This is a genomic window from Paenibacillus sp. JT31N11 (assembly GCF_056269285.1).
Window position 1 is genome coordinate 1 of sequence record NZ_JBWDNQ010000027.1, and the last position, 26,486, is coordinate 26,486.

At 52.6% G+C, this 26,486-nt stretch carries 19 protein-coding genes; 4 read left to right on the forward strand and 15 right to left on the reverse strand.

The genetic code is table 11. The features are described 5' to 3' along the window. Positions 1-459: 459 nt before the first annotated feature. The 14 genes from AC0YNV_RS38140 to leuC all read right to left on the reverse strand — a co-directional run bounded on the left by AC0YNV_RS38140 (position 460) and on the right by leuC (position 21,144). Positions 460-1,446, reverse strand: a complete 987-nt coding sequence (locus AC0YNV_RS38140) for an ABC transporter permease (protein ID WP_210040390.1) — start codon at positions 1,444-1,446, stop codon at positions 460-462. After that, positions 1,439-2,377, reverse strand: a complete 939-nt coding sequence (locus AC0YNV_RS38145; RefSeq protein ID WP_475772726.1) for an ABC transporter ATP-binding protein — start codon at positions 2,375-2,377, stop codon at positions 1,439-1,441. The genes AC0YNV_RS38140 and AC0YNV_RS38145 overlap by 8 nt, the downstream gene beginning before the upstream one ends. Positions 2,378-2,477: 100 nt before the next feature. After that, on the reverse strand, positions 2,478-3,302 hold the full coding sequence (locus AC0YNV_RS38150; protein ID WP_475772693.1) for a GDSL-type esterase/lipase family protein: 825 nt from the start codon (positions 3,300-3,302) through the stop codon (positions 2,478-2,480). Between the two features lie 229 nt (positions 3,303-3,531). Beyond that, the gene (gene purT / locus AC0YNV_RS38155; protein ID WP_475772694.1) at positions 3,532-4,713 is read right to left on the reverse strand and encodes a formate-dependent phosphoribosylglycinamide formyltransferase; all 1,182 of its coding nucleotides are present in this window, start codon (positions 4,711-4,713) and stop codon (positions 3,532-3,534) included. Positions 4,714-4,840: 127 nt separating this feature from the next. Further along, complete coding sequence (locus AC0YNV_RS38160; protein ID WP_475772695.1) at positions 4,841-6,670, reverse strand: ABC transporter ATP-binding protein; 1,830 nt, start codon at positions 6,668-6,670, stop codon at positions 4,841-4,843. Further along, on the reverse strand, positions 6,667-8,448 hold the full coding sequence (locus AC0YNV_RS38165) for an ABC transporter ATP-binding protein (protein WP_475772696.1): 1,782 nt from the start codon (positions 8,446-8,448) through the stop codon (positions 6,667-6,669). Before AC0YNV_RS38165 ends, AC0YNV_RS38160 begins: the two co-directional genes overlap by 4 nt. 306 nt (positions 8,449-8,754) lie before the next feature. After that, on the reverse strand, positions 8,755-12,693 hold the full coding sequence (locus AC0YNV_RS38170; RefSeq protein WP_475772697.1) for a dynamin family protein: 3,939 nt from the start codon (positions 12,691-12,693) through the stop codon (positions 8,755-8,757). Between the two features lie 56 nt (positions 12,694-12,749). Further along, a complete protein-coding gene (locus AC0YNV_RS38175) occupies positions 12,750-13,016 on the reverse strand; it encodes an NAD/NADP transhydrogenase alpha subunit (protein WP_210040377.1) in 267 nt (88 codons plus the stop codon). Between the two features lie 25 nt (positions 13,017-13,041). Then, the gene (gene nth / locus AC0YNV_RS38180; RefSeq protein WP_210040982.1) at positions 13,042-13,695 is read right to left on the reverse strand and encodes an endonuclease III; all 654 of its coding nucleotides are present in this window, start codon (positions 13,693-13,695) and stop codon (positions 13,042-13,044) included. Between the two features lie 318 nt (positions 13,696-14,013). Next, positions 14,014-16,713, reverse strand: a complete 2,700-nt coding sequence (locus AC0YNV_RS38185; RefSeq protein ID WP_475772698.1) for an S-layer homology domain-containing protein — start codon at positions 16,711-16,713, stop codon at positions 14,014-14,016. 22 nt (positions 16,714-16,735) lie between these two features. Beyond that, on the reverse strand, positions 16,736-17,284 hold the full coding sequence (locus AC0YNV_RS38190) for a GerMN domain-containing protein (RefSeq protein ID WP_475772699.1): 549 nt from the start codon (positions 17,282-17,284) through the stop codon (positions 16,736-16,738). A 10-nt stretch (positions 17,285-17,294) separates the two neighbouring features. Then, complete coding sequence (locus tag AC0YNV_RS38195) at positions 17,295-18,821, reverse strand: N-acetylmuramoyl-L-alanine amidase (RefSeq protein ID WP_475772700.1); 1,527 nt, start codon at positions 18,819-18,821, stop codon at positions 17,295-17,297. Positions 18,822-19,078: 257 nt separating this feature from the next. Continuing rightward, positions 19,079-19,672 (reverse strand): 3-isopropylmalate dehydratase small subunit, encoded by a 594-nt coding sequence (leuD, locus tag AC0YNV_RS38200; protein ID WP_210040370.1) that lies wholly within the window; start codon positions 19,670-19,672, stop codon positions 19,079-19,081. Between the two features lie 50 nt (positions 19,673-19,722). After that, positions 19,723-21,144 carry a 3-isopropylmalate dehydratase large subunit gene (leuC, locus tag AC0YNV_RS38205; RefSeq protein ID WP_475772701.1) on the reverse strand — a complete coding sequence of 474 codons (1,422 nt, stop codon included), beginning with the start codon at positions 21,142-21,144 and terminating at the stop codon, positions 19,723-19,725. Between the two features lie 162 nt (positions 21,145-21,306). Here leuC and AC0YNV_RS38210 point away from each other — a divergent pair, with 162 nt between their 5' ends. Next, positions 21,307-22,209: a LysR family transcriptional regulator gene (locus tag AC0YNV_RS38210; protein ID WP_475772702.1), complete on the forward strand. Its 903-nt coding sequence runs from the start codon at positions 21,307-21,309 to the stop codon at positions 22,207-22,209. 6 nt (positions 22,210-22,215) lie between these two features. Here the strand turns inward: AC0YNV_RS38210 and AC0YNV_RS38215 are convergent, their stop codons facing one another. Next, the gene (locus AC0YNV_RS38215; protein ID WP_475772703.1) at positions 22,216-23,016 is read right to left on the reverse strand and encodes a carbon-nitrogen family hydrolase; all 801 of its coding nucleotides are present in this window, start codon (positions 23,014-23,016) and stop codon (positions 22,216-22,218) included. A gap of 128 nt (positions 23,017-23,144) precedes the next feature. Between AC0YNV_RS38215 and AC0YNV_RS38220 the strand changes: the two genes are divergently transcribed. From AC0YNV_RS38220 to proB, 3 genes are all read left to right on the forward strand, one after another. Continuing rightward, positions 23,145-23,588: a hypothetical protein gene (locus AC0YNV_RS38220; protein WP_379113887.1), complete on the forward strand. Its 444-nt coding sequence runs from the start codon at positions 23,145-23,147 to the stop codon at positions 23,586-23,588. Positions 23,589-23,711: 123 nt separating this feature from the next. Further along, positions 23,712-24,902 (forward strand): aminotransferase class I/II-fold pyridoxal phosphate-dependent enzyme, encoded by a 1,191-nt coding sequence (locus AC0YNV_RS38225; RefSeq protein WP_475772704.1) that lies wholly within the window; start codon positions 23,712-23,714, stop codon positions 24,900-24,902. Between the two features lie 406 nt (positions 24,903-25,308). Further along, positions 25,309-26,424 carry a glutamate 5-kinase gene (gene proB / locus AC0YNV_RS38230; protein ID WP_475772705.1) on the forward strand — a complete coding sequence of 372 codons (1,116 nt, stop codon included), beginning with the start codon at positions 25,309-25,311 and terminating at the stop codon, positions 26,422-26,424. The last annotated feature ends 62 nt before the right edge of the window (positions 26,425-26,486 follow it).

Here is a 26,486-nt window from a genome sequence, read left to right on the forward strand (position 1 = left end):
TCCCTTAAGCAAAAACTCGCTTCGTAAGCGTTACTTAAGTTTTGTGTGATACAACTTGATGTACTTCAGCGCGAGCACAAAACTCGCTTCGTAAGCATAATCCAAGTTTTTACGCGGCTCTGCCTAATGGAACCAGAACATGGTTCCCTTAAGCAAAAACTCGCTTCGTAAGCGTTACTTAAGTTTTGTGTGATACAACTTGATGTACTTCAGCGCGAGCACAAAACTCGCTTCGTAAGCATAATCCAAGTTTTTGCGCGGCTCTGCCTGATGGAAGCAGAACCTGGTTCCACCAGACGAAAGCTCGCTTCATAAGCATTTCTTGAAGTAATTGTGTGGTACCACTGGTGAATCCCAGTCTCGGCTCAAAACTTGCCTTGTAAGCATAAGCTAATATTTGACGAATATGCAAGACCCTTTATGTTCTTTCGCAAATAAGCACCGCTTACCCAAGCTATTTTAATTCAAGATGTCCTGTTTCGTAAAGACGGTGAATGACACAATTAGTCCTCCGACAGCCCACGCCGCCAAGGTGAGAAGCGAAAATGTAAGGGTCATCCCTTCAATCGGAGGCGGCGAGCCCGCCAGATAGTCGGTCAGCTGCAGATTGACGGCAAAGACATACTTGGCGCTCTCCCAGGAGGAGGACATGCTGGCCAGGATTGTTCCGGCGATAACAGCCGCCATCATCGTGACAATGCTTGCCGCTGTGCTGCGGACCAGGACTGAAACCATTAAGGCCAGTATCGCCACAGTCATCGATGAGAACCAGATCAGACCCGATTGCATCAGCAGGTACTGCCACTGCGGGAGCGCATGAACCAGGCTGTTGTCCACGTTTGCGCCATTCAGCACAAAGCCCGTAAATATCGGCATATTCCAGCCCTGATAGCCAAAGAAGAGTCCTGAAATGAGATAACATAGAATACCGCTCGTGATGACGATCAGAGAGACATAAAGCGTCAGCGCCACCAGCTTGCTGAACAATATTTTCCATCTTCGTACCGGTCTTGTCAGCAGCATTTTGATCGTTCCGCTTGAACGTTCACCCGACACCAGGTCGGAAGCAATGGCCAGCACCAGCAGCGGATAGAACAACGAGACGGAATTCTCCATAAATCCCCGTGTGAACGTTACCCCGTCAGGCGAATTCGGATTTACATCGTGATTCAAATAATACTGCAGCTGCTGCACGGCGATTTTTCGATACCGTTTCCACTCTTCCGGAATCCGTTCGCTGGAAAGCGTATTCTGATAATCATTGATTTGCTGGACGAGCTGGTTGCGCCAATCCTTGAAATTCTTTTTGTTGGTTTCGGCAATTTTCACCTGGGCATAAGTAAATACCGGAATAAGGACGAGCAGGACGAGAATGACCACGTAGAAGCGGTTTTTTTTCCAAATTTTCAGCGTCTCATTCTGTATCAGCGGCAGCAATCTATCCAATGCTCTCCCCCTCCGTCATTTTCAAAAATAGCTCCTCGAGCGTAGGTGCGACGCGCTGCACAGCCCGGACTCCGATGCCGGCCCGAACTGCTTGCTCAACGACGAACGGGATTCGTTCAAGCGGCATCGTTGTAATGACGGCCTGCTCCATTCCGGCCAATATCCCCTCATCGATCTGATGCTCGTGATCTCCGACAAAGACAATATCCGGCTCGCCTGCAAGCAGCCTTCTCCCCGCGTCAGACTGATCGAACTGCCAGACTACATAGCTGCCGGCCTGATTGACAAGCTCGTCAACCGTTCCGACGGCGAGTACGCGTCCATGGCTGATAATGGCGACGCGGTCGCACATCAATTGAATTTCACTGAGCAGATGACTGGAAATAAACAGGCTCATTCCCTGACCTGCAAGCATGCGGACAAATTCCCGCAGCTCCTTGATTCCTTTGGGATCCAGCCCGTTCGTCGGTTCATCCAGAATCAGCAGTTTGGGCCTCCCGAGCAGCGCTTGAGCAATGCCCAGCCTTTGGCGCATACCAAGCGAGTATGTTTTGACTTTATCGTGAATACGCTGGTCCAGCCCTACGACGCCGACAACCTCCTGAATGCGTTTTTCATCAATTCCGCGCTGCATCCTGGCAAAATGCTCGAGATTCTCCCACCCGCTCATATAAGTATAGACCTCGGGATTTTCAACGATACAGCCAATATGCTTAAGCGCATTCTCAGGGTCCTGGTGAACATTATGTCCACAAATGCTGATTTCACCTGAAGTCGGTTTGATCAAATCTACCAGCATCCGGATCGTCGTTGTTTTGCCGGAGCCGTTCGGCCCGAGAAAACCGAAAATTTCACCGGCACGGACATCAAAAGAAACGTCATGAATAATCATTTTACGTCCAATTCTCTTCTTCACATGTTTGACGGACATGATAATCTCGTGATTTTCCACTGGAACAGGCGGTTGGGGCGCTTGCAGCTTCTGATGGGGCGGTTGGGCAGCGGACATCGAACACATCGTATAAAGCCTCCTATTCCAAGGACTGGGCAATACGCGCGGCGATTTGCGCGTAGCCGTCATGATTCGGGTGAAAATGATCGGAAGAAATATAGGTTTGAATGGTATTCTCAAACAAATCGAAGGTTGGGATAAGCGTCATATTGGGATATTGATGAAGCAGCTCATAAGCCTGAGTGTTCCATTTCTGCACCTCGAGGCTGCCTTCACGCAAATCCTTCAGATCATAAAACGGGTTATAAATACCCGTATATACCACCTGTGCCGTCGGATTTATTTCATGCAGCTCCGCAACAACGGACTTCAGCCGCGCGATCCCTATAGGCAGCTCCTTCTGCAGCTTGTCGAGACTGAAATTTCCGGTTGCCTCGCTTGCCTCTTCACCGGTTGCAATCTGGAACAAATCGTTTCCTCCGATGGTAAATAAAATCAAATTTGCTTGTGATATGGAATATCGGTAGCCCTTATCCGTTTTCAGCTGTTCCACAAGCTGATCGGCTCGCAGACCATTGATGGCCAGATTATTATTCAGCTTAACAGGAATCCTGAATTTCTCCTGCAGGAGCCGGACAACCTGCTTCACGTATCCTTCGCCTGTCGCATCTCCGGTCCCCTTGGTCAACGAATCGCCAAAAGCCGTGATGCGAATTTCTTTACTTGCCGCGAGGCTCGCTGTTTTCTCCGGTTGAACGGCAGAGCTCTCGCCTTCGTATGCCTTGCCGGCCGGCCACAGCATATCTTTGACCGAGTAGCCGAATCCGAACAGGAGGAGAAGAGTGGAAGCAAGCGCGGTTATGCTTACGGCTCTCCAAAGCCCCGTCGACCGATTGCTCTTCATGTTATGTATTTCCCCCTATTACTCGAAAATGTAAAATGATGCCCGGAAAGGTACATCAGGCCTGTATACGTTTAAAATAAAGCTTTGCCCACGAATTTGCAAATTATGACGGATTTTGGAAAACAGGTAAAAACCCGAGCGGGCGTAAGTCCGAGCCGGATCAGATCATTTTCAGGACCTGACGATTCGTTTCACGCTGGCGCTCGGGCGAGATCATGATCACCACAAGTCAGCTGTATTCGATTGTTAGCGATTCCGCCGCCTGCCTTGCAAGCTCGCGCGCTTGCTCGGTATTATCCGCGGAACATAGCGCAACGGCCATACGTCGGCCCGGCTTGGTGACAGGCTTGCCGAACACACGGACTTGCGTATTCGGCAGCGACAGCGCTTCGCCAATGCCGTTGATCCGGAAGGAATCCGAATCCCGGTCCGCCTTCAGCGTATAGGAAGCGCCAGGCGTAAGCAGCCGGATCGTAGGTATCGGAAAGCCGAGAATCGCCCGGGCGTGCAGAGCAAATTCCGATAAATCCTGCGTCACCATCGTCACCATTCCGGTATCATGCGGTCTGGGTGAGACTTCGCTGAACAAGACGCCTTCGGAGGTCAAAAACAGCTCTACACCGTAGATGCCGTACCCGCCCAGCTCCTCCGTTACCGCTTTCGCTATCGCTTCGGCTTCGGCAATCTGCTTGTCCGCCATGGCGTGCGGCTGCCAGGATTCAATATAATCGCCGTCCTTCTGAACATGTCCAATAGGCGCGCAGAATGCCGTACCCGACACGGAACGGACCGTAAGCAGCGTGATCTCGGACTCGAAATGAATGAATCCTTCCACGATCACGCGCTGTTTCTTCGCACGTCCCCCGTCCATGGCAATCTGCCAGCAGCCTTCGATATCCGCTTCCGAGCGGCAGACGCTTTGGCCTTTGCCGGATGAGCTCATAATAGGCTTGACTACGCAGGGGGTACCCAGCTCAGCCACTGCCTGCTGCAGTTCTTCAAGCGTATCGGCAAAACGGTATGGAGCCGTGGGCAGGCCAAGCGTCTCGGCAGCAAGCCGTCTGATTCCTTCGCGGTCCATGGTCAGCAGAGCGGCGCGGGCTGTCGGAATCACATGAAATCCTTCCTGCTCCAGCTCCACAAGTGCGCTTGTGGCAATCGCTTCGATTTCGGGCACAATGAGATCGGGTTTTTCTTGCAGAATAAGCTCTCTAAGCGCCGATGCATCCAGCATGTCGATCACATGGGAGCGATGGGCGACCTGCATAGCGGGAGCGTTGGCATACCGGTCTACAGCAATAGTTTCGATGCCAAGACGCTGCGCTTCCATGACAACTTCCTTGCCCAGTTCACCTGAGCCAAGGAGCATGATTTTTCGGGCATGAGGAGTAAGCGGTGATCCGTAAGACATAAAAAAAGAACCTCCTGGAAGAAACCGATGAGAGCTAAGCTGCTGTCCTTACGTCATAATGGGACGCACAGCTCACATCGCTATCGTTTTCTTCCATTGTGGAGGTTCCTCGTCAAAAAATCAAGAATTATGCCGATAAAAAACGATATTGCGCTTCAATCAGGCCGTTATACGTGCCTCCATGCCGGATCAGCTCTTCATGACTGCCTTGTTCAACGATGACGCCATGATCCAGAACGACAATGCTGTCAGCATTGCGAATGGTCGACAGACGGTGGGCAACGATGAAGGAGGTGCGCCCCGTAAGAAGCGTCTTGAGCGCCTCCTGAATTTTGAGCTCTGTCTCCGTATCGATGCTCGCCGTAGCTTCGTCGAGAATGAGCACGCGGGGATCGGCAAGCAGCGCCCGGGCGAAGGACAGCAGTTGACGCTGCCCCATAGAGAGCGCATTCCCCCGCTCCTGCACCTGCGTGTCATAGCCATCAGGCAGATTCATAATAAAGTCGTGCGCGTCTACCGCCGTGGCTGCCTTCACCACTTCATCGTCCGTTGCATTCAGACGGCCATAACGGATGTTATCCCGGATGCTGCCCGAGAAAATAAACGTATCCTGAAGCACGATTCCGACCTGGGACCGCAGGCTTTCGATGCTTACATTGCGGATATCAATGCCATCGACGAGAACAGCGCCTTCAACGGGATCATAGAACCGGCACAGCAGGTTCATAATCGTACTTTTGCCTGAGCCTGTATGACCGACCAGCGCGATGGTCTGGCCTGCTTTTACGTCCAGCGTAATGCCCTTCAGAGCCGGTCTGCCCTTCTCGTATTCAAAGACGATGGAGTCGAATTTGACGTCGCCGCGGATAGCCGGGAGTTTATCGGCTTCATGCAGCTCCACGACCGTCGGTTTCTCGTCAATGAACTCGAATATGCGCTCGGACGAAGCCATGGCGACCAGCAGCTGCGCGTACATTTGGCCCAGACGGTTGATAGGGTCCCAGAAGTTCCCCACATAGTTGGCAAATCCGACCAGCACGCCTACTGTTATGACGTTGGCCTGGATGAGATGCGAGCCGTACCAGAACAGTATCAGCGTCCCGATTGCAGAGGTGATTTCGATAATCGGACCGAATGCCTGATTGAGCGCCGACGCCCGGTTCCAGGCTTTGATATTCGTATTATTGATATGATTGAAGAATGAGAAATTCGCTTTTTCCTGCGTATAGGCTTGGGTAATCTTCATCCCCTGGATCGCTTCATTCAAATGGGCGTTAATCCGCGACTGCTTCATCCGGACATCCTGCCAGGCAAAACGAATCCGTCTGCGCAGCGCTCCCGATACGATGAACATCAGCGGCACCGTGATCATAACGGCCGCGCCCAGCTTGAAATTCCACAGCAGGAGGATGATAACAATACCAATAAGCTGCACGCAGTCCATCAGCAGGTTGACGACGCCGTTCGTGAATAAATCCTGAAGGGCATTGACGTCATTGGTTACCCGGACAAGCACCGAGCCGGCAGGCCGTTTGTCGAAGAAGCGGAAAGAGAGCTTCTGGATATGGCGGAACAAATCCTGGCGCAGGTCATAAATAACCCTTTGTCCAATCAAACTCGTGTACTTGATCCGGTACGTGTTGGCTGCCCACTGAATAATATAGAGAAGCAGCATCAGCCCTGCGTACATATATAGCTTGGTCAGGCTGGTTTCGCCGCTCTTGGGCGCAATGGCTTCATCAATGGCTACAATGATGATGGCCGGAACGGCAAGTCTCGTCGCGGTTCCCAGAATCATCGTCACGATGACCAAAGGAAGCAGCTGCTTGCTGTACGGCTTCATATACTGGAACAGCCTGCTCAGCTGCGACCAGTTAAAGGGCTTTTCAATCAGTTCGTCATCCTTGTAAATAAACCGTTCGCGATTATCGCCGCGAGCCGTCTTCTGCTCACTCACTGGGCGACCCTTCTTTCTGCTGCTGCCGGCTCTGCTGCAGATACTTGCGGCCGGTCGGCATATTGAATGTTGTACGTATCCAGATAAGGGCCTGGAACCCGTATTAAATCCTGATGCTTGCCGCGCTGTACAATGTGTCCTTTGTCCATGACAAGAATCTCGTCCGCATGGCGCAAAGAAGAAATCCGGTGGGCGATTATGAAAGTCGTCCGACCTGCCATAACCTCTTTGAAGCCCGCTTGAATCTCATGCTCTGTCTCCATATCAACCGCACTGGTGGAATCGTCGAGAACAAGAACCTTGGGATTCTTGATCAGCGCTCTGGCGATGGCAATACGCTGCTTTTGCCCGCCGGACAGTCCCATCCCCCGCTCCCCGACAATGGTATCATAGCCCTCGGGCAGCTCCATAATGAAATCATGGGCCTTGGACAGCTTAGCCGCCTGGATAATTTGCTCCTCCGTCACTTGATTGATGCCGTAGGCGATATTGTCCCGGATCGAACAGGAGAACAGGAAGGTCTCCTGAAATACGATCGCAATATGTGAACGCAAGCTTTCGAGCGTAAGATCATTAATATTAAAGCCGTCTATCGTGATCGTGCCCTTCTTGATATTATAGGCGCGCATCAGCAGCTGAATGATGGTGGATTTGCCTGAGCCCGTTCCGCCCAGCAAGCCGATAACGGTTCCCGGAGGCGCCTCGATGTTCAGATTCGTAACAGCCGGGGCTTTATCCGGATAGTTAAACGTTACTCCGCTGAAGCGGACATGCCCTTCTACGATGTTGTCCTCCAGAACAACAGGCTCTTCGCTGGTTTTAACATGGACATATTGGTTTAATAACTCGATAAGACGCTCTCCGGAAGCCTTGGACTGCGTGTAGTTGTTGATCAGAAAACCGATATTCCACATCGGTCCGATAATGTACCATACCATACTGAAGAAGGCGACCAGCGAACCAAGGGTCAAAGACCCGTTAATCACCAGGGTACCGCCCGCAACGAGTAGGATGACGACACAACAGCTGGCCAGGAGCTCCATGACCGGGAAGAATTTGGACCATAACAGCGATGCGCCGATCTGATTTTCTTTATACAAATCGCTGCGTTTGGAGAACTTGTCGATTTCATGCGGCTCGCGGGCGAACGATTTCACCGTTCTCATGCCGGTGATATTCTCTTGAACCGTCGTCGTCAAATTGCTCATCGCCAGCCGCATTTCCCGGAAAGCCGGGTGGATCTGTTTCTCAAACCGGACTGCCGCGAATGCCAGAAACGGCATGGTCACCAAGGTGATCAATGTAAGCTGCCAGTGGATGTAAAACATCATAGTCGCCCCGAATACGATCATCAGAATCATGTTCAAAATTTGCGCAAACCCGAAAGCGATAAAGTTCCGCACCGCCTCCAGATCAGCTGTCAGACGAGACATCAGGTCTCCCGTCTTGGCCGTATCATAATATTGATACGATAATTTCTGCAGCTTCTCGTAACATGCGTTCCTCAGCCGGAATGCCACCCGGTTGCCGAGCTGGCCGGCAAAATAACCGTGTAAAAACTGCAGGCATCCTTTCAAACTAACAATGCCCACTACGGTTAGCGATAGCGCAGGCACCCACTTGAAATCACGAGGCTTGATGACATCGTCAATCAAGATTCGCAGCATGTTGGGGTACACAAGCCCTAGCGCTGTTGCACAGATCAGAAACGTGATCGATGCAATCATTTTCTTGCGTTCGACCCAATAATACTCTTTGAGTTGCCTAAAGACGTCCAATGGGTTTTCCTCTCCTTGTTCCTTGCTTTTTTTTATTGAATATGAATGAATATTAACAGCATCATTCCGACACGGCAAACAGAGCTTCGACGCATATAGATGGCAGAATCCGCTTTCTCTTCCATATTGACGATTTGTTAGGGGGTATTCTTCGATATCGTCGCAAATCATGACCAACATGCACACATTGCTCCGTTTTTGCATAATTAGTCTTTGTTTTTGCAAATTAATTTTTCACAGCAAAGAACCTTGCTTCATCCACAGGGATGATTGGCAAGGTTCTTCTTCTTATTTTCAGCTGGGTCTTTATAAAATCATCAATTGATTCTGGAGCTGTTTGAGCTTCTCCAGATCGGTATTTCCTCTGATCGAGGAAAGCTTGCCTGAAACAAACGACTCCATATCCGCCAAAAGAACCCTGATGATAGCCTGCGCCGCCATTTGCCAGAAGCCGTCATATCGCACTCCCCACTGAAGCTCTGCCTGGGCAATCCAGCTTTGCAGCGGCTGCGTCAATTCAGCCTCCAGGGCGCTGCGCAGCGCCCCCTTGCCCTCCCCTTCGAAGAAGTGGCGCGGCGATTTGAAGCGGCTCCACAGCCATTTGGAATCGATGGCATTCGCCTGCCAGGGAGGCTGCTCCTCCGGTGTAGGGATCTCCAGCGGTTTAAACGCAGAAGCGTGAAAGCCCTGGAGAGTCTCTGCCACCTCTCCGGTCAGATCAGCAAACTGCTTGGCAGCCAACCGGTTAAGCGTATTGTCCAGGCGAAGCGAAGTGGCCTGGAGCTCCTGGGCCAGCTCGATTTGCAGCAGCCGCTGGAGCTCCAGCCAGGCGGTCCATAGCGCTTTGCGCAGATCCCGGCCGTCATCCTGCAGAACAGCCGGATTAAAGGCAAAATTAAAGTGTTCGCCGAAGCGCAGCTGCACACGCTGCAGAACATAAAACAGCAGCTCTTTAAGCTCCTGCTCCAGCTGGGGATTGCCTCTGGATAAAGGCTGCTCCATCTCGCGGATCCTGCCGCGCGCAATATCGGCGCTTGCGAGCAGCTCTTCCCCCGCTTTCGCGCGTGAGGCCGCATCGCCCGAGGCCGCATCAATCCAGTCGGCCAGCGTGCGTCTGGCCCGCTCCAGCTCCAGTTCTGCCGAGGCAACAGCCAGGCGGCCCAGATCATCGCGGGTGAAGGAGAGAAACGCCTCTTCGAAGGCTGCGATGCCCGAACCGTTGATTAACGTCAGGTCGCTGCGCAGCTTGCCGTCCAATGCCTGCAGGCTGGATAACGGGAAAATCCGCGGAAAGCGGATGCCCTGCTGCTGCAAATTGCGCTGCACATGGGCGAGCACGCTCTCCAGCTCCTCGCTGTCGGCCGCGAGATCCGCGGCATTGACGATGAAGAACATTTTATCCAGCTCGAACTGGTCCTTCACACGGCCCAGCTGCAGCAGAAACTGGCGGTCCGCCTGCGAGAAGGCGTGATTATAATAGGTTACAAACAGAATGGCGTCGGCATTCTTAATATAATTGAAGGCGACGCCCGTATGCCTTGCGTTGACGGAATCGGCGCCCGGCGTATCTACAAGAACAATTCCCTGCGCTGTCAGCGGATTATGGTGGTAGAGCTCAATCTCACGGACAAAACAGGACTTCGCCTCTTCGGCCACATAGCGGCGATAGGCTGCGCTGTCCACATGCAGCTCGCTGCCAAGCAGAGACTCATGCTCCTGCCAGCCTTGGTAAGCGGCTTTGAGGAAGCTGTAATGCGGCCTGCCGCCGGCATGCACCCCGTCAGGAGACAGCTTGGCGATGCTTTGCATCAGTTGATCAGACGTCAGGCGCTCAGCCGCTTCTCCAAGCAGGGATAAGGAATAGCGAAGATCGTCGAGCATTTCTTCCCGCGTTTTCAATAATACGCTCGCAGTGCCGTGGACCTTCTCCCCTGCCGGAGCGACAATACGGTTGACAGCTGCCGTTGTCGGATTCGGCGACACCGGCAGGACGGAATCGCCCAAGAGCGCATTCGCCAGCGAGGATTTGCCCGCACTGAATGCTCCGAACAAGGCAATGGTGAAGCGGCTTCCCTGAAGACGGCCCGCTTTGTCGCGCATTGCCTGCACGGCGGATGAGAAATCCGGGTTGGGCGCAAGCAAATCCGCGGCGCGGTACAGCCGCTCGGCAGCCTGGCGCTGCGGGCCAAGCGCGCCGCTGTCCGGTTTGGATGGCGGCGCCACGCTCGGCCCCCCCTGTCGGCGGTCACTGTCGGCGGCGTGCGGCCGCGAATTGCTGCCGGAGTCCGACTTGTTATTCGGCGCCTCGTCCGGTTGCGACGTGCGGTCTTCAAGGTGCCCGACTCCGGCGATGCCATCCGGCGGTTCAGTCCTGTTGCCGGAGGCGAGAAGCGGAGCTGAATTGGGCTCTTCGGCAGCGTCGTTGTCCGCGACGGCGATGCCATCCGGACGCGGCTTGGATGTATTGCCGGCTGCGAGTGTTTGGTCCGCAGCCGTATTAGCGCCATGAGCATCGGCGTTTACCGTGCTGATGCTGCCGTTATTCGCGGGGGTATTCCCGCGAAGCATGCGCGCTGCGGAATCGCCCGGAGTCCCCGGCGATTCCGCGGCCTGCGGCACTGGCAGCGCCGGGCGCTCCGGCGCTGGCGGCAGCAGCGCCGCCAGGCGCGCCAGGTGCACGCTCGCGCGCTCCGCCAGCGCGGCATGCTGCGCCAGCGCCCCGGCCTGGGCGGCAAGCACGCCCAGCCGTTCGCGCACAGGAGCGGCTGCAGCTTCGCCGGCCGCCGCTGCCCGCTGCCCAAGCGTGTCGATCCACTCCATCGCCCGCTTGCGGTAAATCCCCTTCACATCCGCGGCAAGCTCGCGGCAGTAGTTCATCGTGTACTCGCTGCCGAAGACGGCGCCGGCTTTCACGTGATTCAAGAGCCACTGCGCTTCCATAGGTCCGGCAATCGCCGCGACCAGCTGCTGCTCCATCGCTTCCCCGCGCCATCCGATTTCATCGGCAGCCTTGCGGAGCAAGTCCAGCAAATGCCATTCAATCCCGGCTTTCACCAGGGATTCAAAATCCGCTTGAAAGGCCGCAAGGCGCCGCTCCTGCTCCGCGGCCGTTTTACCGCCGGAAAAGAGCAGCCCCATCTTAAAGCCGGGCTTACGGCTCTCCAGAAACGACTGCGCCAGATCACGCGTCGGAGCCGGCGTCACATTCGCATTGTCGAGCAGGCGCTGCATCTCGAGGCGCAGGCGGACGGGAAGACCGTCTGACTGCGCCTCCAGCTCTGCCAGCTGAGCTTTTAACCCGGACAGCTCCTCAGCAGCCTGCTGCGACCCTTCTTCTCCGCCGGCTGCCGCCAATAAAAGCTCCCGCTCGGGCTCTGCAAGCTCATCCAGCACTTTACCGTGGGAACGGATCAAGTGCCGCGCTGAAGCATCTACGCTGCAGAGAGCCAGAGGGCCGCGCAGCCCGGCGAGCTCCGTCAGCAGCCCCTCAAGCTTCGCCCACTCCGAATAGGGATGGCCGGGCTCCCGGAGCGACAAATAAACGATCCCGCTCGGCTCCAGATGCCAGTTGGCGAACGCTTCATCCACGCTTTGACGATAAGCTTCAAAACTTAGCTCGCTGTCGCGGTGCTTGTCGATTTGATTGACGATCAGATAGAGCGGCTTGCCCCAGTCCTTCAACTGCTTGGCGAAGGAAAAATTGATTTCCGACTGTACGTGGTTATAGTCCATAACGTAAAAAACGACGTCTGCCAAATGCAGCGCCGATTCGGTCGCCATCCGGTGAGCGTCATCAGTCGAGTCGATGCCGGGCGTATCCAGAAGTACAGTGTGACCGCCAAGCCGTGGAATCGGATAAGACAAGGAAATCGATTGAACCCCTTCCCCATCCTTACAGTAATCATCCAGCAGCTCCAGGGCAATGTCCAGCGTCTCTTCTCTGCCGCCCCGCATACGGGTGATGGTTGCTTTGGGCTCCCCGCTTTGGATTGTAACCACATTGGCGCTTGTCGGGATCGGACTTGAAGGCAGCAGCTCCGTTCCACAGAGCTTGTTGACCAGCGTCGATTTGCCTGCGGAGAAATGCCCGCAGAATGCGGCTGCAAGCTGCCCGGCATGTAATTTGCCGCGCAGCTCCAGCAGCCGATCCGCATTCCGCTTGTCGCCGGCCTCGGCCATGAGGGACCCTATTTGTTTCAGAGCGGCGTCAAGCGGATGAACAGCAGTTGCACTAAGTTGATTCATTTCTCTCTCTCCCATTATCCATAACCCTACCAATTCGCTATGTCAGTGGTTTATGATTAAGCTGTTTGCTCGGACGGCAAACAAATTTCAAATACTTCGCCATGCTGCAGGATCGTTACGCTGCGTTCCTTTTCTTTCATCACGACAACCTCGGGCTTTACGCGCATGCGTTCAATATATTGATCCGGAACATCCCCTGCTCCGCTGACTGTAACGCCTTCGATGATGACTTCTTCGTTTTCTTCGGGAGGTGCTTCCATGATTTGCTCGTAAATATCGGAAAACAAAGCAAAGTCCTTCGTGTACACAGAAATGCATTTCATTCTTAATCATCCTCTTCTCTAAAATTTAATTAGCTTTTGCCTTCCGGCTTGTGTTCATCTTCATGCGCTGCTGGCCTTCCTTGCACAGATCAAGCAGCGGGCATACAGGGCACTGCGGATTTTGAGCTTTACAATGATACCTTCCGAAAAAAATAAGCCGGTGATGTGTATCGGTCCACTGCTCTCGCGGAACAAGCTTCATCAGCTTCTTCTCCACCTCGAGCACGCTATCGTCCGCTTTGGCGATACCAAGCCGCTTGGACACCCGTTCAACATGCGTATCAACCGCAATCGCCGGAACGCCAAAAGCATTGGATACGACGACATTGGCCGTCTTGCGTCCGACACCGGGCAACCTGGTCAAATCCTCATGCCGCCGGGGCACTTCTCCACCGTATTCGTCCAGCAGCATGCGGCAAAGCTTCTGGATATGGGAGGCTTTGTTGCGATACAGCCCGATCCGGCGGATATCCTGCTCCAGCTCTTCAAGCGGAACTGCCAAATAATCGGCTGGTGTCTCATATTTCTTGAATAGGTCGGCTGTCACTTTATTAACCGTTTCATCCGTACACTGTGCCGAAAGAAGAACGGCTATGGTCAGTTCAAACGGATTTCGGTGGTTCAGCTCACAGTGAGCATCCGGAAACATCTCGCCAATGACCCGCAAGATATAAGCCATCTTATCCTTTGCTTTCAACTGTCTCTCTCCCCTATTTGGGCTATCGAATCAAAGTGTAGCGAAAAATGTCACAATAAGCAACCGTAAACAGGGGCTTCCTGCGACTTTTTCAAGAGATTTTCATAAAATTATTTAATTTAGCCGCAATTCCATAAGAATAACCTGTCCCTTCCAAAAATTAGCTCAATCCTCCCAAATGAAATTTTATAAAAAGATTTAAATGTTTTACGTCATGATCACCCTCTTCTGGAGGTGAAAATGGCCATAAGGTTTAAAAAAGCGCTGTGGGATGATCCCGCAGCGCTTGTTAAACCTGATTTAACTCTTTTTCACAACTTCCAGCAGCTCGCCTTGAACGATGTAAAGGGTAATGCTGTCTCCTTCTTTTAAATCCGACCACTGAATAGCCGCATCGCCTTGGGACAACTTGGTCCTCGACGTAACCTTGAAGGTGTAATTATTATCCGTAAGTCCTGTTCGCTTAACCGAAAGCAGGCTTGCCGAGCTGTCAAACTTCCAGAAGCTTCTCGCTGTACCGCTGTTTACAGTTATCAGAGTCTGCTCGGCGGCATCCTTGCGGACCTCGACCCGGTCACCTGCCTGCAGCACAGCTGCGGAGCTGCCGGACACTCCATTTTTGATAACCGTATAGGCTGCACCTAGCGGAACCTCAGTAGAAACACCGTTATAGTCGACGATGGTCACTTTATCGGCGGCAACCGCCGACACCCTGCCTGATTCAACAGCGACCTTCTTGAACGACGACGGCGTGGAACCTGTAAAGGTGATATTGCCTACTTGACCGGCTGTCAGGCCGGAAAGCGTAATAAGCTCTCCGCTCTCATTGTAGAAGCTCCAGCCGCTGACTGCCCATTCATTGGCAGTCTGATCGGCATTTTTAACCTTCAGCTTCTGGCTGTTCACGTCAACCGAGACCACTTCCACCTGTTTGGCGGAATGAATCTGAAGAGTGACGGCCTTATCCTGAGTGGTGTTCAATAGCAGGGTGACCACATCACCCGCCTTCACATCTGCGAGTGTAGCGTTCTTGCCAAACGCCTCCACTCCCAGTGCATCAAACCCGATTGTGAACGGAGAACCGCCGGTCAGCGTCAAATTCAACTGCCTGGAGGTTTGATTAATCGAAACAACCGTACCGGTGTACTTATAAACGAACTGAATGGATATCGCTTTGTCATCCGTATAGCCAATTGTAACCTTGCGGTCCTTGATCAGCATCGTTGCAGCACTTGTCAGCGGAATTGCTGTTCCGTTCATATCGATCTTCGTGCTGTCCGTCAAATAGATCGGAATTAATTTCGTGCCATTTTTGACGACCAGTGCTTTGAGCTCAGGCTCATAGCTAACGATTACCGCGCCATTGATTGTCTCAACCTTGCGGTTCAGCACTTTAATGGCGCTGACTTGATCCTTCTCGTTCAACGTCAGCTCGAGACGGTCACCTTTGACCAGATCAACGAGGTTGGTGGACGTTAGACCCTCGATCGTCACATTAATGGAATCCGCTACGAATTTGGCTTCCAGCTGAGTTCCGCCATCCCGAATATAATTGATGGTTTTATTGTCACTGCTTGCGGAATAGAACTCGCCCTGCACCGACTTCGCTGATGTTTGCTGAACGGTAATTTTCGTCACAATGCTGTTCTGAACCTCATAGGTCAGGGAGTCTCCGGCTCGAACCCCGGCAAGGCCGCCCTGCAAAATACTTCCCTGCCACAAGATGACCGCTTGCGGCGAGACGCTCAGCTGCTCCTCGGCATTTGATGCCGAATTGATGACGCTGATCGTCGAGGCTGCGGCATCTACAGCTTTTACGAGACCGCTGCCCGTTTTATTGATTGGCGCGGATTGCACAGCGATCGAAAGTACATGCGGCACTTCACGATAGGTATCGCGGGTGATCGAAAGCGTGCTGTCCTTGACCAGCGAAGCTACTGGAATCACAGAGCCGGCGGCATCCTTGACCGTTACAGAACTGTCGTAGGCCACTGCAACCGGAGTATCGTTGACCCATATCCACAGCTTGTTCTCAGCAGGAACTGCGCGGTCGAAGGTACCTGTAATTGTCTCCACCAGCTGCTTGTCATCGAGCTGTTCCACATATAATGCTTGATCCCCGTAGGTGATAACTGTCACATTCGTATTTGGCACAAGCTGATCCAGGCCTACAGCCTTCTCGGAGTCAAAGCGGTATACATTCGTATCCGGCGACAAGAGCAGCGTTTGATCGCCTTGCGGCTTGTACAATTGGATGGAAGTGTCCGACTTGGCGGATAAAATGCCTGTCTCCTGACCCGGAAAAGCAACGGGGAACTGGCTTTCCGCCCGGCTCAGCAGGGTTGCCATAGCTGCCCTTGTTATCGCGCCTTTCGGCTCGAATTTGTCGGCCGTCACACCATTGACCAGTTTCAGGGAAACGGCCGCATTCACATAGCCAGCAAACCCTTCGCTCACGCTGTTCCTGTCAGAGAAGGCCACAGGCGTGGAAGCCAGTTCAGCGGCTGCGGACTGTTTGCCGATCGCATTGACGACAAGCTTGGTGATCCATTCCCGTGTTGCTTTTTTGGCCCCCCACGTGACGGCCTCATTCTCTTCCGCCAGTTTGAATTCTTCATCCCGGTCAAGCAGGCCCTTCTGAAAAGCAAGTGCGACATAAGGCTTGAAATAATCGTTTACCTTGAATGCGCTGGAGAAGACGACAGCCTGATCTTCCTTGACTTCATTCTCAATGCCGATAAAACGGATAGCCATCGTGACCGCTTCCTGCTGGCTGACATTGTCATTTGGCTTGAAGACGCCATTGTCGCCCTTGACAATACCCTGAAGAGCCAGCTTGGTAATATGCTTCTGCGCCCAATGTGCGGCAGGAACGTCACTGAATTTCGTAATTGCAGAGGAATCCGCAAAAACAGCTCCACCAGTTATGGTGAAGCTTGAGAGTACGGAGAATATAACAAGCGATGAGACCCCTTTTAACCATTTGTTTGCTTTGAACATACCGGCGAACTCCCCCTAATGACTATTGTTGCTTAACGATTGGATGATCGAGCTCCACATGACCCATTAAACTTTCTTCTTTCTCGCCGTCGACAAGAATATCAAGAGAAGTCACATCTTCGAATTGAAACATGGTCTTCTGGACAGCATCAACCGCCATCTGTTCGCCCGGACCTCCTAAGCGCGCTTCATCGTTGATATGAATATCCAGCGTTACCGCACCGTTCTCCACCTTGGCGCTGAGCAGGTCGATATGCTTCCATAGCGACAAGCCTCCGTCTTTGCCATCCTGTTGAAGTGCTTTATAAGCATTTTCAATTTTTTCCCTGGTGTCCGCGTACTGAATATCTGCCTGCTGCTCCTGCAGCTCCGTCATTTGCTCATCGGTATAATAAACCTTGATCGTCTCGCTCTTCTTCTCTACTACCGGGACCGGCTCCGGAGGCGTCTGCACCTGATCGGAACTTCCCCCTTGCGTGTTATCCGGCCTGCTCCCGCATGCACTCATGGTCAGTATGGCTGCGGCAGCGATCAGGACAAGCAGTATGCGTGAAGCAGCTGGTTGTTTCATCGGCTTCCCCCTAGGTAATATTCAAGTATTCTTTAATTCCGGCTACAACCTGAGCTGCTATAGCATCCTGTCTTGCCGGATCGAAGAGTGCTGCGGCATCGCCTTTGTTGGAGAGATATCCCGCTTCCAGAAGAATAGCCGGCATCGTCGTTTTCTTGATAACTACAAAGCTGGCTTGATGGACCTTCCGGTCGGGGAGAGCGGTCCCTGCCACGAGATGCTTATGTATCACATTCGCAAGCGCGAGACTGCTGGCACGGTTATAATACGTTTCCGAACCTGATGCTGACGAGCTTGTAGCCGAGTTCGCATGGAAGGAAATGAATATATCCGCATTCATATCATTGGCGATTTTGGCTCTGTCATCCAGCTCGACGAAGGTATCGTCCGACCGGGTCAGGTAAGCTTTAATTTTCGGTTCATTATCCAGCAGCGCCTTCACTTTAAGCGTGATGGACAAATTGTATTCTTTTTCGTGCTTGCCGTTAACGGCAGGCGCACCTGGATCTTTGCCTCCGTGGCCGGCATCCAGAACGATTTTGTATACGCCAGGATCTGCCGGATCAACATTACCTGGAATGCCTGGATCAACATTGATAGGATCGGTCGGGGCTACAACATCAGTAGGCTCCAGAACGTCAATGCGGATCACCTTGTCCTCCCGGGCAATATTAATAGGCGTCGGCGCTGTCAAATCCAGCACGACTCTTACCGTTGAAGGCTTGTCCTTAAACAAGGAATAACGCACACTTACGAGCGACGGATGATTATCCATCGAAAATTGTCCGGAATAGCCATTTGATAGATTTGCCATAAACGTAGACGAGAAGGCCGTGTATGGAAAATCTATAGCGATTTTCTGCTGAATTTCTCCGCTTCCCGCAATCGTTTCTTGTACCAGATCGCCTATTTCGCCGTCATACCTTACATAGATGCTTCCTATACCGTCATATTCAATGGTATTGATCGTTCCGGTAGTTTCCGCGGACGGCGAACCATCGCTTCCGGTTTCCGTTCCGTCCTGTCCGGGGATTGTCCCGTCTCCAGTACCAGCGTTGCCATCCTCTTCACCTGGAAGCACTACTGGCGGTTTCTCGACTTCTTGTCTGGAATTGTCAAACATCTGGACCGTTCTTGTGGCGGTGTCCCAGGATACCTCGAGCCCAAACTGCTCTCCGACAAATCGAAGCGGTACAAGGGTAGTATTCTTCGATATGTATGCAGGCACGTCCAGAGAAACTTTCTGCCCATTCACCAATGCAGTTTTACTGCTGATCGTCAGGACCATAATCGTTTCCCCATTGGATATATTGACGTTCGGGGAAGACCATGCCACATCAAAACCCAGTTCTTCCGTTACTGTTCGCAGCGGCACCATCGTCGTTTGTTTGACTATTTGCGGCGCTGCAGGCGATTGTAGTAGTTTGCCGTTCAAATAAAGCTTGGGAACAGGCACAGCGGCGGCAGCTCCCACCAGACCAGGGAACATAGAGACGAACAACGTTAATAACATTATAGCGGTTACAAACTTCTTCATCTTTCACCTCGATGACTTGATTTTCGCCTCCGAGCAGAGCGAACAGGCCGATGCTTACAGACATTTATTAGACGCAGCTTGTCAGAAAAAGTTGCGTATTAAGGAAAATTGTAACTCTATCGCCAATGAAAAAAGAAACGGCTTGACGCGCACCAAAATAAACTGAATCTGTAGTTTATGATATTTGAAATGCAAAAGGCCTCCGGCAAGACCGGAGGCCTGTATCAAAACCTATTGTTTTGTAAATTAATCAAAAATTAATAAGCAACCCGGCTCGCTTCATAGGCTGAAATCGCCTCTTCATGCTGAAGAGTAAGGCCTATATCATCCAGCCCTTGCAGCAGGAATTGCCGGCGGTGCTCATCCAGATCGAAGGAAATTTCAAGCCCTGCGCCGTCAGTGAGTTTCTTGCTCACCAGATCCACTGTCAGCTTGTAGCCTTCTTCAGCCGCAGTGCGTTGGAACAGACCATCCACCTGCTCTTCGCTCAAGCGAATCGGCAGAATACCATTCTTGAAGCAGTTATTGTAGAAAATATCTGCAAAAGAAGGTGCGATAATAACTTTAAAGCCATAATCAAGAATGGCCCAGGGCGCATGCTCACGCGAAGATCCGCAGCCGAAGTTGGCACGGGAGATCAACACCGAAGCGCCTTGATAACGCGGCTGGTTCAGACTGAAATCAGGAATAACGTCACCCTTCTCATCCCAGCGCCACTCAAAAAAGAGGAATTGGCCAAAGCCGCTCCGTTCAATACGTTTAAGAAATTGTTTTGGAATAATGGCGTCCGTATCCACATTGACGCGGTCCACAGGGGCAACTAGCCCCGTCAGCTCTTTAAACTCTTCCATCTATGGTAACCCCTTTCGAATCTTGTTTCATGAAGTCAGGTCCGTCAAAACTAGCTCAGTACTTCGGATTTGATTTTCCAGTCGCGAACATCGGTGAATTTGCCCATAATGGCGGCAGCTGCTGCCATAGCCGGGGATACGAGATGCGTGCGTCCTCCGCGTCCTTGACGGCCTTCGAAGTTCCTGTTGGATGTCGATGCGCAGCGCTGTCCAGGCTGCAGAACATCGGGATTCATAGCCAGACACATGGAGCAGCCCGCATCGCGCCATTCGAATCCGGCGTCCGTGAAGATTTGATCCAGACCCTCCTGCTCGGCTTGAATTTTGACACGGCCCGATCCTGGAACCACAATGGCCGTAACACGGTCGCTGACTTTGTAGCCCTTGGCAATTTCAGCCGCAGCGCGCAGATCCTCAATCCGTCCATTCGTACAGGAGCCGATGAAAACATAATCTATCGGGATTTCATTCATAGGAGTTCCTGGTGTCAGACCCATATACTCCAAAGCCTTCTCTGCCGCTTTGCGCTCATTCTCCGTAGGAAGCTCAGCCGGTACTGGCACTTTCGACGTAATGTCTGTTCCCATACCAGGGCTTGTGCCCCAGGTCACTTGAGGAATCAGGGAATCTACATCAAATTCCAGCACGTTATCATAAGAGGCGCCGTCGTCCGTTGCCAGATCCGTCCAAATCCGGACAGCGCGGTCAAAGGCTTCTCCCTGCGGCGAATACTCACGGCCGCGCAGGTAATTGAACGTTGTTTCGTCAGGAGCGATCAAGCCAGCGCGCGCGCCTGCTTCAATCGACATATTGCAAACGGTCATACGCTCTTCCATAGACAGGGAACGAATAGCCTCGCCTGTAAATTCCATGACATAACCGGTACCGAAATCGGTTCCGTATTTGGCGATGACGCCAAGAATCATATCCTTCGCGGTCACACCAGGCTTGCGGCTGCCGACAAAGCGGATTTCCATCGTTTTGGGCTTCGATTGCTGCAGACATTGTGTGGCCAGAACATGCTCCACTTCGGAGGTGCCGATACCGAATGCCAATGCGCCAAAAGCGCCATGAGTCGAAGTGTGGCTATCGCCGCAGACAATGGTTTTACCCGGATGAGTCAGTCCCAGCTCGGGGCCCATAACGTGAACGACCCCTTGATCAAGACTGTCCAGATCAAACAGCTTTACGCCAAAATCCTCGCAGTTTTGAGTCAGTGTGTCAATTTGCTGCTTGGAGATCGGGTCCGTGATATTGAAGCGGTCCTTCGTCGGTACATTGTGGTCCATCGTTGCAAAAGTCAAATCCGGGCGGCGTACCTTGCGGCTCGTCAAACGGAGTCCTTCAAAGGCCTGCGGGGATGTAACCTCATGCACCAGCTGCAAATCGATATACAAAACACTTGGTTTGCCCTCTTCGGCATGAATGACATGATTGTCCCAAATCTTCTCTACCATTGTTCTTTTTGCCATTGTTTTCACCTCATAAGTTCAATAATTCGTTCTCTTTTTTATCGATGATAGTATCATAGCATTTCTTTCTTCATTGATCCAAGATATAATATCTATAACATCAATAGTTTTGGCCTATGGCATCCGTGTAACGAAAATATCGCTGAAGGAGCGTCACGCATCTTGGAATTCCGCCAACTGCAATATGTCATTCAAATCGCCAAAGAAAAAAACTTTTCCCGCGCCGCGGAAAAGCTTCATATCGCCCAGCCTTCCCTCAGTCAGCAGCTGTCGAAGCTGGAGAAGGAAATCGGTGTTCTGCTGTTTCGCCGGACCACTAATTCTGTCGAGATGACGCATGCCGGCTCCGTATTTGTGGACAAGGCGCAGAATATTCTCGACAGCATCGAACAGCTGAAGCAGGAGCTGGACGATATCGCCCATATGCGCAAAGGCAAGCTGGTTGTCGGCAGCCTGCCCATTACCGGCTCTCATGTTCTGCCGCTCGTGCTTCCGGTATTCGGCAGACGGTATCCGGAAATCGAGGTCGCGCTTGTCGAGGACAGCTCGTTCCGGCTGGAGCAGCTAACTGCAAGCGGACAAACGGACTTGAGTCTGCTGTCGCTGCCGCTTCACGAACCCTCTCTGGCCTGGGAGCCCTTGATCAAGGAGGAAATCTGTCTGGCCGTGCCTCCCGAGCATCCGCTTGCCCTTAAGAACGAGGCTGTAAACATCCATGACCTCGCTCAAGAGCCCTTCGTACTGCTCAAGAAAGGACAAGGCTTCAGGCAAATCGCTATCGAGCTTTGCGAGAAAGCCGGGTTTCAGCCCCGAATTGTATTCGAGAGCGGAAATATTGAAACCGTGCAATCGCTCGTCGCCGCCGGAATGGGCATCGCTTTTGTTCCCAAGATGGTGGCAAGGGCCAAATGGTACGAATTCGCGCCTGCCTATTTGCCTTTTGCCGAGCCTGCGCCTTCGCGTACGCTTGTCATTGCAAGCCGCAAAGGACGGTATCTTTCGAAAGCGGCGGAGGCGTTCATCGAGACGATGAAATCAACAATCGAAAGCCATTTTCATTCTTGAACTTCCTTAGTAAAGCGATGGACGGCGATCCTCAAAAACGGGAATTCTTCCGCGTATTTGATCGACCAGCTCCAGATCGATTTCTGCCCGCAGAATGGTTTCTTCCTCCCCGGCTTCAGCGATGATTTCTCCCCATGGATCAATGATCAGCGAGTGGCCGAAAAAGGAGCTTGTGCCGCTGGTGCCGCAGCGGTTGCAGGCGATCACGAACATCTGGTTCTCAATTGCGCGCGCCATAAGAAGCGTACGCCAGTGGTGCATTCGGGGATTCGGCCACTGTGCGGGAACAAACAACAGCTTCGCCCCATCCAGCGCCAGCTTCCGGGCCAGCTCCGGAAACCGGATGTCATAGCAGATCATCATACCGGCATCCGTTCCGGACACGCGCAAGCTGCCCACTTTATCCCCCGGCTGCAGATGCTTCTCTTCATTCATCAGACGGAACAAATGAATTTTCGAATACTGCGCCTCCACTACGCCCTGAGCATTAAACACATAAGTGGTATTATAAACGCCCTCGTCCCTGCTCTCGGCAATGGAGCCTCCCACTATTTGTATACCATGCCCGCGGCTGAATGCAGACAGCAGCGCCTTCGTCCGCTCACCCCCGCGGTCCGCAATTTCACTGATTTCTTCAAGCGCATACCCGGTATTCCACATTTCAGGCAGCATGATCAAATGCGGCTTGTCATTGCCTGCGGCCGCCTTCTCAAGCATGACTTCCAATTTCTTGAAATTCTCATCCGGATGCCCGGCCTCCACATCCATCTGAACCAGAGCAATTCGCAGTTTATTTTTCGTTGCCATAGCTTGCATCCACCTTCCTGTTCGGGCAGCATTATCTTTTCCCTAATGATACCGCCTCATGGTTCTCTGTCAAGATGGGCATCGTAACAAGGTAACCATCTAACATGAATCGTAAAGGAGAACTGAAAATGAAAGTAAGTGCCAAGCTGATTTCTCTTCTGATGCTTGTTTTCTGTTTAATGATGCCGGCTGTTGCCAGCGCCCGGTTGGCTGACGACGGAACCGCTTCTCAGAGGCCGGTTCAGGCCTTTGATATCGCAGCCGGAAAAGTCGTCAAATCCGTTCCAAACAGCAAGGAGTTCCAAACTTATGCGATCAATTGGCTCGGCTCGGTTACAGGTCTGGCCCCCCAGACCAAGCCGGATGACAAATGCGGCTACGTCTTCCGTATTCCGCTGAACGAGCCGGCAGTGGTCCAAGCCGGTTCGGTCACAGTGCGTACGGCAGACGTGTTTCTTTTTTATTGTCCCGGCAAGCCTCAGATTCTGCTCATCTTCGACGAGAACAGAAAGCCATATTTGCTGCAGTTTAAAGCGGACACCAAGCCTTTCCTGGCTCAAATGGGGCTTTAATGTGATTGTTGGCCAGCAGCAGCCCCGGCCTTTCGTCAGCCACTTTGCTCGACACCTCTTCCTATAATATGCTAAATTAGGCTTAGGTATTTGGTACGCAGCAAATTAGTGGAGTGATCAACGATGAAGGATATCAAATCTTTTCCAATAAGTCCGGCAGACCGGATGTCCGGCTTGCCGGCGCAATTTTTTGCAGCGCTGGTAGGCAAGGCGGGAGCCCAGGCAGCCAAAGGGCGAGACGTTATCAATCTGGGGCAGGGCAATCCGGATCAACCCACCCCTGCGCATATTGTTGCGGCTTTGCAGGAAGCGGCACCCAATCCGGAATTTCACCGCTACCCGCCCTTCAAGGGCTTTCCTTTCCTCAAGGAAGCCGTTGCCCAGCGTTATAAGGAGGACTATGGTGTTACCTTGGATCCTGAGAAGGAAGTCGCCATCTTGTTCGGCGGCAAGACCGGTCTGATCGAAATCAGCCAATGCCTGCTCAATCCAGGTGATATCTGTCTGGTTCCGGACCCGGGTTATCCCGATTACTGGTCGGGTGTCGCGCTTGCAGGCGGACGGATGGAATATATGCCGCTAACGGCAGACAATCAATTTCTCCCTGACTATGACGCCATACATAAAGACATCGCAGACCAGGCCAAGCTGATGTTCATCAATTACCCGAACAATCCCACAGGAGCTGTGGCCGGACCTGAATTTTACGCGCAAACGGTTGAATTTGCCGCGCGCCACGGCATTGTGGTGGCAAGTGATTTTGCATACGGAGCGATTGGCTTTGACGGCAACCAGCCGGTCAGCTTTCTGCAGACCCCCGGAGCCAAGGAAGTCGGGATCGAGTTCTACACCTTATCCAAAACCTATAATATGGCAGGCTGGCGGGTTGGTTTTGCGCTTGGAAATCCGGAAATTATTTCGCTTATTAATTTGATTCAGGATCATTATTACTGCAGTCTTTTCGGGGGCATACAAGCCGCATCGGCTGTTGCGCTAACCGGTCCCCAGGATTGCGTGGCCGAGCTTCGCACAACGTACGAAAGCCGCAGGAACGCTCTCTACAATGCTATGGGCAGGATCGGCTGGGAAGCTCCCAAACCCGGGGGCTCCTTCTTCTGCTGGCTGCCGGTGCCTAAAGGATATACCTCGGCCTCATTTGCCGATCTGGTCCTCGAGCGGGCTGATGTTGTCATCGCCCCGGGGATCGGCTTCGGGAGCTATGGCGAGAATTATGTCAGGCTGGGGCTGCTTGCTCCGGAAGCGCGCCTCGAAGAAGCGGTGGCACGGATTGGCAGGCTCGGTCTCTTCGGGTAGTTTGCCCCATATTCTTGGTTCTTCATCAGGTGCAGGATGAGGTTCAGGAATGACCCCTGTCCACCGCCTTTACAGGTCGTGTCAGATCATGATATGCTTGATTTAATTGAACACGAACGTTGTGATGGGGAACAGTACGCAGGTTTGAGTCGTGCACAGAGAGTAAATTCGTCAGCTGCGAGAATTTACCCGACCAATGCAGAAATCCCGCCCCGGAACGGCCGGCGATGAGCCGGACAGCACCTGCTGTTATCAGGCTTGATGAAGCGAATGCGGCTTGTTTTCCTTTTAGGAGTACAAGACCGTTTTAATTAAGGTGGTACCGCGGAGGTTATACTTTCGTCCTTTCTATTTATGTAGAGGGCGGAAGTTTTTTTATTTTATTCAGGGGAAAGGATTTGCGATAATGACGGAACGAATCGTGGTCAAAATCGGCAGCAGCTCGCTGACATCGGATGAAGGCGGCTTGAACCGGGAACGGATTGCTTTCTTCTCCCGTGAACTGGCTTCGCTGTATGATGCCGGATATCAGGTGCTGCTCGTCACCTCCGGCGCAGTGGCTGCGGGTTTCCGCAAAATTGGGTACCGGTCGCGTCCAAAGCTTGTTCATGAAAAGCAGGCAGCTGCGGCTGTAGGCCAGGCTCTGCTGATGCAGGCCTATCAGGAGGCCTTCTCAGCCTACGGTACAAACGGCGGAATCGGTGTTGCGCAAATCCTGCTCACCCGTGCCGACTTTTCCAACCGCAGGCGAATCCAGAATGCATTAATGACCATTGAGGAGCTTCTGGAACAGCGGACCGTACCGGTCGTCAACGAGAATGACACGGTTGCAACGGACGAATTGAAATTCGGGGATAATGACACCCTCTCCGCATTGGTCGCCAATCTCGTAAAAGCCAAGCGGCTGCTCATCTTAACCGATACGGACGGCCTGTACACAGAGGATCCCAGAATCAACCCCGAGGCAATCCGGATTGACCGGGTAGAGGTTATTTCCGAAGATCTCGTCAAGCTTGCCGGCGGCTCAGGATCTTCCGTTGGCACAGGCGGCATGCGCTCGAAAATTGAAGCCGCCCGGATTGCCATGCGCGGAGGCGTGCCTGCCTTTATCGGCCGGGTTCTTGAGCCCGGAGATATGCAGCTTGCGGTTGAAGGGGGCGGAAAAGGCACTTATTTTGATACAAATCTGCATAATCTGCCTATGAAAAAGCAATGGGTAGGCTTCCACTCGCATACCCAGGGACGGATTATCGTGGATGAAGGCGCCGAGAAAGCCCTTCTGCAGGGCGGAAAAAGCTTGCTTCCTGCGGGGATCCGGGAGATCGAAGGCGAGTTTCATCCCGGCGACGTCGTGGAAGTCGTTAATCTGCAGCAGCAGACCATCGGCCGCGGTGTCGTGAACTATGCCGCATGGCAAATCCAGGCCGTCGCCGGGCTCAGCACGCAGGAGGTCCGGCGGCGGGTTGAAGTCAACCGGATTGAAGTCATACACCGTGATGAATGGGTATCGTTCAGCGGATAGAGAAGTCACAGCAAAACTCTAAAGCCTATGCTTCCGAAGTGAGTTTTCCTGTTCAACGAAGA